This is a genomic window from Bradyrhizobium sp. 31Argb (genome assembly GCF_043638955.1).
Classification (GTDB): domain Bacteria; phylum Pseudomonadota; class Alphaproteobacteria; order Rhizobiales; family Xanthobacteraceae; genus Bradyrhizobium.
Map to the genome: position 1 here is coordinate 1 of NZ_JBEGDB010000309.1, position 9,031 is coordinate 9,031.

8 protein-coding genes and 1 pseudogene are annotated in these 9,031 nt (G+C 61.8%); 8 read left to right on the forward strand and 1 reads right to left on the reverse strand.

The genetic code is table 11. The features are described 5' to 3' along the window. A partial coding sequence (locus AAFX91_RS35420) for an AMP-binding protein (RefSeq protein ID WP_394569634.1) occupies positions 1-1,234 on the reverse strand: 1,234 nt, incomplete at its 3' end. A 507-nt stretch (positions 1,235-1,741) separates the two neighbouring features. Between AAFX91_RS35420 and ccoN the strand changes: the two genes are divergently transcribed. The 8 genes and pseudogenes from ccoN (at position 1,742) to ccoS (ending at position 8,671) form a co-directional block, all read left to right on the forward strand. Further along, positions 1,742-3,397, forward strand: coding sequence for a cytochrome-c oxidase, cbb3-type subunit I (gene ccoN, locus AAFX91_RS35425; protein ID WP_394569635.1), 1,656 nt, complete (start codon positions 1,742-1,744; stop codon positions 3,395-3,397). Between the two features lie 6 nt (positions 3,398-3,403). Then, positions 3,404-4,138: pseudogene (gene ccoO, locus AAFX91_RS35430) on the forward strand (cytochrome-c oxidase, cbb3-type subunit II); the annotation flags it as partial. A gap of 4 nt (positions 4,139-4,142) precedes the next feature. After that, complete coding sequence (locus AAFX91_RS35435; RefSeq protein WP_130577820.1) at positions 4,143-4,313, forward strand: cbb3-type cytochrome c oxidase subunit 3; 171 nt, start codon at positions 4,143-4,145, stop codon at positions 4,311-4,313. Further along, a complete protein-coding gene (gene ccoP / locus AAFX91_RS35440; protein WP_394569636.1) occupies positions 4,304-5,188 on the forward strand; it encodes a cytochrome-c oxidase, cbb3-type subunit III in 885 nt (294 codons plus the stop codon). Before AAFX91_RS35435 ends, ccoP begins: the two co-directional genes overlap by 10 nt. Then, the gene (locus tag AAFX91_RS35445) at positions 5,185-5,439 is read left to right on the forward strand and encodes a hypothetical protein (protein WP_130577819.1); all 255 of its coding nucleotides are present in this window, start codon (positions 5,185-5,187) and stop codon (positions 5,437-5,439) included. Before ccoP ends, AAFX91_RS35445 begins: the two co-directional genes overlap by 4 nt. Further along, entirely contained in the window at positions 5,436-6,230 is a 795-nt protein-coding gene (locus tag AAFX91_RS35450; RefSeq protein WP_130577818.1) for a DUF2189 domain-containing protein, read from the forward strand. Before AAFX91_RS35445 ends, AAFX91_RS35450 begins: the two co-directional genes overlap by 4 nt. Before the next feature lie 28 nt (positions 6,231-6,258). Beyond that, entirely contained in the window at positions 6,259-8,514 is a 2,256-nt protein-coding gene (locus AAFX91_RS35455; RefSeq protein WP_394569637.1) for a heavy metal translocating P-type ATPase, read from the forward strand. A gap of 1 nt (position 8,515) precedes the next feature. Then, on the forward strand, positions 8,516-8,671 hold the full coding sequence (ccoS, locus tag AAFX91_RS35460; protein ID WP_282527465.1) for a cbb3-type cytochrome oxidase assembly protein CcoS: 156 nt from the start codon (positions 8,516-8,518) through the stop codon (positions 8,669-8,671). The last annotated feature ends 360 nt before the right edge of the window (positions 8,672-9,031 follow it).

Genomic DNA, 9,031 nt, shown 5'->3' on the forward strand with positions numbered 1-9,031 from the left:
AGCCACAAAATGCTCCAGGCCAGATGGAACAACGACTTCCTTCTCCGCGCCCTCGCCCATATGCGATAGCCCTACCGTCATGGGGGACATCCTTCATGTCCTCATCGACGATACGAAGGTTGACCAGCGGCGCCGCCATTCCCGCCTTGGTCCGGAACTCTATCTCCTGGTCCGGATCGCCGCTGAGGTCTCTCGACATGACGTGAGCCACCGCGGCAATCGGGCCGGTCTCGGACATGCCGTAGCCGGCAAAGATATCGACCCCCGCGGCCATAGCCTGTTTGGCCAATGCCTTCGGCAAGGCCGAGCCGCCCACGACCATCTTCAGGCCCGCAAGATCGGTCTTCGCCGCCGCTGCGGCGTTGAGCAGCATTTGAAGGATCGTGGGGACGCCATGGGTGAAGGTAACGCTTTCGCTCTTGATCAGCTTCAGCAGCATCGCCGGATCATAACGTCCGGGATAGACCTGCTTGACGCCCGCAACCGTCGCCGCCCAGGGGAAGCCCCAGGCATGGACGTGGAACATCGGTGTCATGGGCATGTAGACATCGTCGCGCGAGAACCGGCCTTGCCGGGTCGCCATGCCAAAGAACGCGAGTTCGCAGAGCGAATGCAGCACAAGCTGCCGATGGCTGTAATAGACCCCCTTCGGCAAGCCGGTCGTGCCGGTCGTGTAGAAGGTGGTCGCCTGGGTGTTCTCGTCGAAATCCGGAAAATCGTAGTCCGGCAAGGTCGCCGCCAACAGGTCCTCATATTCCCCGACAAAGGTAAGGCTCCCTGTTTCCGGCGCGCGCCGGTCCGACATCACGACCAGCGTCTTGACCTTCGGCAACTGCGGCATCAGGCCTTCGAGGAGGCCGACGAAGTCGTCATTGACGAGGAGCGTCGAGGCGCCGGCGTGATTGATCGTATAGGCAACCTGTTCGGGCGAGAGACGGACATTGACCGTCTGCAGCACCGCCCCCATCATCGGGATCGCAAAGAAGGCTTCCAGGAAACGGTTGCTGTCCCAGTCGAGAACGCCGACCGTGTCGCCCGGCTTGACGCCTAGCTTGCTCAGGGCCGAGGCGAGCCGGCTGACCCGCTCGCCGACCTGTCGATAGGTGAGACGCCTTCGGTCGCAATAAACGATCTCCTGATCCGGCGACTGCAGTAGCGGCGTGTGCCATAACTGCTTGAAGATGAGCGGATATTGATAGGCGGATTTAGCGACCTGAATCAGCCTTCCGACCATGGCGGCCTCCCTCGAACTTGTTTCTCCCTTCGGCCCTTGCGACGTCCGCTCTTTCGATCGCGCGGATCGCCGGGTCTACCGTTTGCTGCGCGACCGTCCACGCACGATATTGGCCTGAAGCGTCGCGTGACGCTCGGCATTTGTGAAGGTCCGAAACGGCCATCGACCGGGTCTGAACCGGACAGTCTGCCGTTATCTCCGGCAGAGGTCTTTACCGATCTTGCTCCCTTTGCGGGACGACGGCCAGCGTCATCCTCCCGACAATCCACTTTTGCTGCTACGCACCAACAACGCCGAACCCACACGTTTTGGGCTCTCCGAAGAGCCGCTTGCCGCGATCCACTGCCGTAAGGCTTCTGGGCGTGAATGACCGCTCGTTGCGCGTTATCGTGTCGGCAGAACGCAGCAAAGACGTTCTCGAATCGGCAAGCGGCTTCGCGAAACCGGCGGTCACGTCAGCCAAATTCGTGGCGCATCTTCCTGAAGAACTGCGCGGGGGCAGCCGCCATGATCGCCCAGCTTACCTTAATCGAACGGCAGTACGCGATCATGATCAGCGCGGCCGTGGCAGTCTGTGGCGCCCTGATGATCCTGGTCGGACGCGATGACGCGATGGGCATTCACGGCGCCCTTGTTTTCCTTGCGGGCATTCTCACGATCTTTCGCATCGGCGAAAGCTACTTCGCGCCGGCGCCATCCGACGAGCGGCTTGCGCACTACTACGATGATCCCAGCAAGGTCGCCATCGTCCTTGCGATGATCTGGGCCGTGGTTGGGCTTGCGGTCGGCGACTGGGTCGCCTGGCAGCTTGTCGAGCCCGACCTGACGTTTGGGGTCGCCTGGTCGAGCTTTGGCCGGCTGCGGCCGGTCCACACCACGTCCGTGATCTTCGGCTTCGGCGGCAACGCGCTGATCGCGACGTCGCTCTACGTGCTGCAGCGCACCTCACGCGCCCGCCTCCCGGACCAGGTGAGCCCGTGGTTCGTGGTGTACGGCTACAACCTGTTCTGCCTGCTCGCCGTCACCGGCTACATGATGGGTATCACCCAGTCCAAGGAATACGCCGAGCCTGAATGGTACACCGACCTTTGGCTGGTCGTGGTGTGGGTCGTGTACTTCCTGGTCTACTTGCGCACGCTGGCGCGGCGCAAGGAGCCGCACATCTACGTCTCCAACTGGTACTACATGGCGTTCATCCTGGTGGTGGCGATCCTGCACATCGTCAACAATCTGGCTGTTCCGGTCTCGCTCGGCCACGCCAAGAGCTACTCGGCTTTTTCGGGTGTTCAGGACGCCATGACGCAATGGTGGTACGGACACAACGCCGTCGCATTCTTCCTTACCGCCGGCTTCCTCGGCATGATGTACTACTTCCTCCCGATGCGGGCGGGTCGTCCGATCTTCTCCTACCGGATGTCCATCATCAGCTTCTGGGGCATCACATTCTTCTACATGTGGGCCGGATCGCATCACCTGCACTACACTGCGCTGCCGCAGTGGGTGCAGACGCTCGGCATGACCTTTTCGCTGATGCTCCTCATCCCCTCATGGGCGTCCGCCGGCAACGTGCTGCTGACGCTGAACGGCGCCTGGGACAAGGTGCGCGACGACGCCACGCTGCGCTTCATGATGGTGGCGGGAGTGTTCTACGGCCTCACCACGCTCGAAGGATCGTTCATGGCGATCCGCTCGGTGAATTCGCTCTCGCACTACACCGACTGGACCATCGGCCATGTCCACGCCGGCGCGCTTGGCTGGGTCGCGATGATCACCTTCGGATCGATCTATGCCACGGTACCCTGGCTCTGGAAACGCGAGCAGATGTATTCGCCAAAGCTCGTCGAAGCGCATTTCTGGCTCGCGCTGGCCGGGACCGTCATCTACGTGTTCGCGATGTGGAATTCGGGCATCGTCCAGGGACTGATGTGGCGGACCTACAATGAGAGCGGCACGCTCGCCTTTTCCTTCATCGACACGCTGGTCGCTATGCATCCGTACTACATCGCGCGCGCGGTCGGCGGCCTGTTGTTCCTGATCGGCGGCTGCGTAGGCGCCTACAACATCTGGATGACCATCAAGGTGCCCAGCGCGGTGACGGACCTGGCCGCCGACGTTCCGCAACCGGCCGTGGTCGGCAGCGGCGCCCTGCGGGCCGCGGAGTGAAACGCCATGTCGTTCTTCGGATTGCATTACCGGCTGGAAAGCAAGGCGATCGGTCTGACGCTCGGTATCATCGTCGTCGCGAGCATCGGCGGTCTGGTCGAGATTGCGCCGCTCTTCACCATTCACCAGACCGTGGAAGACGCTCCCGACATGCGGCTCTACACGCCGCTCGAGCTCGCCGGCCGCAATATCTACATCCGCGAAGGCTGCTACGCCTGCCATTCGCAGATGATCCGCACGCTTCGTGACGAGGTCGACCGCTACGGCCCGTATTCGCTCGCGGTCGAATCCAAGTACGACCATCCGATGTTGTGGGGTTCGAAGCGCACCGGGCCGGACTTGGCGCGGGTCGGAGAGAAATATTCCGACCAGTGGCACGTCGCTCACCTCAACAATCCGCGCGACGTGGTGCCGGTCTCGGTGATGCCGGCCTACGGATGGTTGCTCATGACCGAACTGCGCATTGACGATCTCGGCCTTCACCTGAAAGCCCAGCGCGCGGTCGGCGTACCCTACACCGAAGAGATGATCGCCAATGCCGCGCTTGACGCCTACGCGCAGTCCAATCCGGATTCGCCGTTAGCGGACGGCGTGACCAAGCGGTACGGCAAGGCCACCACGATGCGCGCATTCGACGGCCGACCCAGCTACCTGACCGAAATGGACGCGCTCGTTGCCTATCTTCAGGTCCTCGGCCGGCTGACTGACGCTGCGCATAAATCGGTTGCACAAGCGGGGCAGGCCAATGATCGTCGAACATGCATTGCTCGTCGGCATCTCAAAATCGTTCGGGCTGTTCTACCTGATCGCGCTGTCAGTCGCGGTGGTGATTTATGCGATGTGGCCGTCGAACAAGAAGCGTTTCGATGATGCCGCGCAATCCATCTTTCGCGATGAGGCGGGACCATGGCGGTAGAGCAACCAGATCGCGACAGCTATACTGGCTATCTCACGACCGGCCATGAATGGAACGGCTTGAGGGAGTTGAACACGCCGGTCCCGCGCGTGCTCTATTTCTTCCTGAGTTTGGCTTTCCTGTTCTCGGTCGGCTACTGGGTGCTGATGCCGGCCTGGCCGCTCGGCGTGACCTACACTAAGGGGCTGCTCGGCATCGATCAGCGAAAGCTTGTCGCAGCCTCCTTGCAGGAGGCCGCGGTCGAACGCAGCGTCTGGACGAAGAGGACCGAGACTGAGGATTTTGCGGCGATCCAGTCCGATCCGCCTCTGATGGAGATCGTACGGGGCACCGGTCGCGCCCTCTTCGGCAACAATTGCGCCGTATGCCACGGCGTTGACGCCAAGGGAGGCCCGGGCTTTCCGAACCTGACGACGAGCTCTTGGTTATGGGGCGACAAGCCCGAAGATATCTTCAATACCATTCGCGTCGGCATCAACTCGGCTCACCCCGACACACATGTCTCGCAAATGCCGGCCTTCGGCCGCGATCAGATGCTGCCTCGCCAGGACGTCCTCAATGTGGTCAGCTTTGTCTATTTCTTGTCGCATCCAGGCGCGAAGGACGTCGATCCCGCCAAGGTAGAGGCTGGCAAAGCGATCTTCTCCGCCAATTGCGTCGCCTGTCACGGTCCTGATGCCAAGGGCAATCCGGAGGTCGGCGCGCCCAACCTGACCGACAGTTTCTGGATCTATGGCGGCGATTTCGAAACCATCCATAGCACGGTCTGGGGTGGCCGCCAGGGACACATGCCGACCTGGGAAAACCGATTATCCAAACTCGATCGCAAGATCCTGACGCTCTACCTCGTCGACAAGAGGATGGCTGGCCAATGAACGAACTCGCCATCGACCGACGCAGTGCCAGCAGGGCGAACATCTGCGTGTGGGTTGTAGTCGTGTGCGGCGTGATCGCCGTCCTGGCCGCCAACACCCACCTCATCTATGTCGCATCGACCTCGCAGCCGGCCTGCGTCAGCCATCTCCGTCAGGGCGACGCCCGTGATGCGCCCGACCTGTACTACGCGGCCAAATCGTCCTGCTCGCCGCCCGCCATCCGCACATCTGCAGAAGGACACGAGCGATGACGATGCTTCCTTCGGTCGCGCCGCCGCTCTCGATGGCCAACCAATGGGTCCGACCATTGACGACGGCCGATCCTTTCAAATGGTTGGCGCAAGGCTGGCGGGATTTCTTGACGCAGATGCCGCTGAGCCTGGCCTATGGGGTGATCATTCTTGCGATCTCGGTCGGGCTGGTGGCGGGCCTGGTTGCCCTCAAGCGCGACTACATCCTGTTTCCGCTCTTTGCGGGCTTCATGGTGATCGGCCCGATCCTGGCCGTCGGGCTCTACGAGAAGAGTCGCCGGATCGAAGAAGGCCTGCCGCTACGTTGGCAAAACATCTTCTTCGTCAGGCCGCGTTCCGGCGGTCAGATCCTGTTCACCGGCGTATTGCTTTGCCTGTTGATGATCGTGTGGATCCGTGCGGCCGTGCTGATCTATGCCCTGTTCTTCGGCATGGTGGCATTTCCGGGCCTCGATCGCATCGCGTCGATGCTGTTCACCACCGGCATCGGCTGGGCGATGCTGATCGTCGGTACCGCCGTCGGCGGCCTTTTCGCGGCGTTCTCCTTCGCGATCAGCGCCTTTTCGATTCCGATGCTGCTCGACCAGCGCATCGATGCGTTCACCGCGATGGGCTCCAGCATGGCGCTGGTCTGGAACAATTTGCGGGTCCTCTTGATCTGGGCAGCCATCGTGCTTGCTTTGTTTCTGGCAAGCCTTGCCACAGGCATGCTGGGGCTCGTCGTGATCTATCCGCTGCTCGGTCACGCCACCTGGCACGCCTATCGCGCCGCGCAACCGGAAACGGAGTGACTTCCCGCGGAACGACGGAGCCGATCCCATGAGTTGCTGCGCACCCGGCGCCGAACTCTATCTGCATCAGGTCATAACCCCGGATGACGAGATCCTGCTCGCGAGCCAGGCGGTCCACGACGGGCTGCGTCAGACCGACTTGTCGGTGCCCGAAATCCATTGCGGCGGATGCCTGCAGCAGATCGAGGTGGCGCTCAGCAAGCTCGAGGGCGTAGCGAAAGCGCGGGCCAATCTGTCGACACGGCGGGTCACCGTCCTTTGGCGCGGAGACTCCCCTCCACCAATCATACGGGCGCTGAACGCCATCGGCTATAAGGCTCACGTCCACGATGTCGGCGCTGGTAAAAAGGACGCGGTGTTGGTCCACCTGCTGCGCGCGCTGGCGGTCACAGGCTTCGCCTCCAGCAACATCATGCTCCTGTCGGTATCGGTCTGGGCTGGCGCGGAAGCGCAAACTCGCGATCTCTTCCACTGGATTTCGGCGTTGATCGCCTTTCCGACGCTCATCTATTCCGGCCGGATTTTCTTCCGCTCGGCCTGGCGCAGCCTGAAGCAGGGCCGGACCAATATGGACGTCCCGATCTCGATCGGCGTCCTGCTCACCTTCGCTATGAGCCTGTACGAAACCATCCATCATGGTCCCTACGCTTATTTCGACGCTGCGGTGTCGCTTCTGTTCTTCCTTCTGATCGGCCGGACGCTGGACTATGTGATGCGAGAGCGGGCGCGGCAGGCGGTCGGCGGACTGGCGCGTTTGTCGGCGCGCGGCGCACTGGTTTTGCGACCGGACGGCACGCAAGCCTATCTGGCGATCGAGCAGATTGTGCCGGGAATGACGATCCTGCTCGCCGCCGGCGAACGCGTCCCCGTCAATGCACGCGTGATCAAGGGTACGTCCGAGCTCGACTACTCCCTGGTGTCGGGCGAGAGCGCGCCGCAGCCCGCGGCCGAAGGCACAGAACTGCAGGCCGGCATCCTCAATCTGACCGGGCCGCTGACCATCGTCGCGACCGCGACGATGGATCAGTCGTTCCTCGCCGACATGAAGCGGATGATGGAAGCGGCGGAAACCGGCCGATCGGCCTATCGCCGGATCGCCGACGGCGCCGCGCAACTCTATGCGCCGCTCGTTCACTCCGTCGCGTTTCTGACGTTCCTTGGCTGGATGATCGCCTCCGGCGACGCCCACCGCGCTATCACCATCGCGATCGCCGTCTTGATTATCACCTGCCCCTGCGCGCTCGGCCTTGCTGTTCCGATGGTCCATGTCGTCGCCGCCCGGCGGCTGTTCGACAAGGGCATCATGATCAAGGACGGCAGTGCGCTGGAAAAGCTTGCCGACGTCGACGTTGTGGTCTTCGACAAGACGGGGACGTTGACCGCCGGCCAGCCACGGCTCACGACAAAGGGCGACACTGCACCCGATAGGCTCGCCCTGGCCGCCGCGCTCGCCATGCACTCTCGCCATCCCTATTCGCAGGCGTTGGCCGCCCTAGGGAACGATCGCCGGCAGATCACCTTCGATGCGGTGTCAGAGCATCCGGGCTTCGGTCTCGAAGCGCGGCGCGGTACCGATGTCTACCGATTGGGACGGCCGCAGTGGGCAGTTGCGGACAGACGTTCCTGCGAGAGACACCACGACGCAGCCATCGCGCTGGCGATCAACGGTAAAGGCATGACCTATTTCTGCCTCGACGACACATTGCGCCCTGGCGCAGAAGAAACTGTCGCCGAACTGAGGAAATCAGGAGCTTTTGTGGAAATCCTGTCTGGCGACAGGGACCAGCGCGTACGAGGAATCGCCAAGCGGCTGGGCCTGACCTGGACCGCTGATGCCCGACCGGAAGACAAGATCCAGCACATTTCAGCACTGAAGCAGGCCGGCAACAAGGTACTGATGGTCGGCGACGGTGTGAACGACGCGCCCGCGCTGCGGGCGGCCGACGTCTCGATGGCGCCGGCGTCGGCATCAGATATCGGCCGCAACGCCGCCGACCTCGTGTTCCTGCGCGACAGCCTTCAGTCCGTCCCGCAGGCGATCGCGATTTCCCGCGCGACCGGTGCGCTGGTTCGGCAAAATTTCATACTTGCGATCGCCTATAACATCGTGGCGATCCCGCTCGCCGTGTTCGGCGGAGTTACGCCGCTGCTGGCGGCCGTCGCAATGTCGCTGTCATCAGTCACGGTCGTGGCCAATGCGTTGCGTCTCGATGTCCGGGTGTCGAAACGACGCGAGCGAAGAGACATCCGCCGCCCGAAGCGCCTTTCATACTCGAGGCATTGAAATGATCGACTTCTTCTTTCTCGTGCCGATCGCCATTGGTCTCGGTCTCGCTGGTCTCGCCTCCTTCATGTGGACGCTGAAGAGCGGCCAATATGACGACCTCGAAGGCGCAGCCCAGCGCATCCTGTTCGAGCGACATGAAGGGCCTGAACGATAGCGGCCGCAGTCGCCTTGTAAGCAAATCGAGGTGACCGCCGGAAAAAGCCGATGTCGAGGCAAACCCGGCCGATAGCTTACCACCGGCCCTCGATATTTGGGAGACCAAGACGACAGCGCCGTGATATTGCTGCATTCTTGGTCCCCTGCACGGACCCAAGGTGGCGCATGATCCGGAGAGGTGGGTACCGGTTTTCCGAAAAGAGCATACTCAAACGAGACAAAGCGAGATGACGATTCGAAGACAAATCATACGCTTCAAAAGACCGAGAGTACGGAACGATTGCCCTAGGCCGTGTGGACTCTTGGGATTCTCAAATCAGATTGAACGTGATTCAAGGCTTTCTTTTAGGAGGAAGCC

Bases quoted from the DNA above. Each gene is read 5' to 3' on its own strand.
- ccoN (WP_394569635.1), top strand. From the start codon at position 1,742: ATGATCGCCCAGCTTACCTTAATCGAACGGCAGTACGCGATCATGATC.
- AAFX91_RS35435 (WP_130577820.1), top strand. From the start codon at position 4,143: ATGATCGTCGAACATGCATTGCTCGTCGGCATCTCAAAATCGTTCGGG.
- ccoP (WP_394569636.1), top strand. From the start codon at position 4,304: ATGGCGGTAGAGCAACCAGATCGCGACAGCTATACTGGCTATCTCACG.
- AAFX91_RS35445 (WP_130577819.1), top strand. From the start codon at position 5,185: ATGAACGAACTCGCCATCGACCGACGCAGTGCCAGCAGGGCGAACATC.
- AAFX91_RS35450 (WP_130577818.1), top strand. From the start codon at position 5,436: ATGACGATGCTTCCTTCGGTCGCGCCGCCGCTCTCGATGGCCAACCAA.
- AAFX91_RS35455 (WP_394569637.1), top strand. From the start codon at position 6,259: ATGAGTTGCTGCGCACCCGGCGCCGAACTCTATCTGCATCAGGTCATA.
- ccoS (WP_282527465.1), top strand. From the start codon at position 8,516: ATGATCGACTTCTTCTTTCTCGTGCCGATCGCCATTGGTCTCGGTCTC.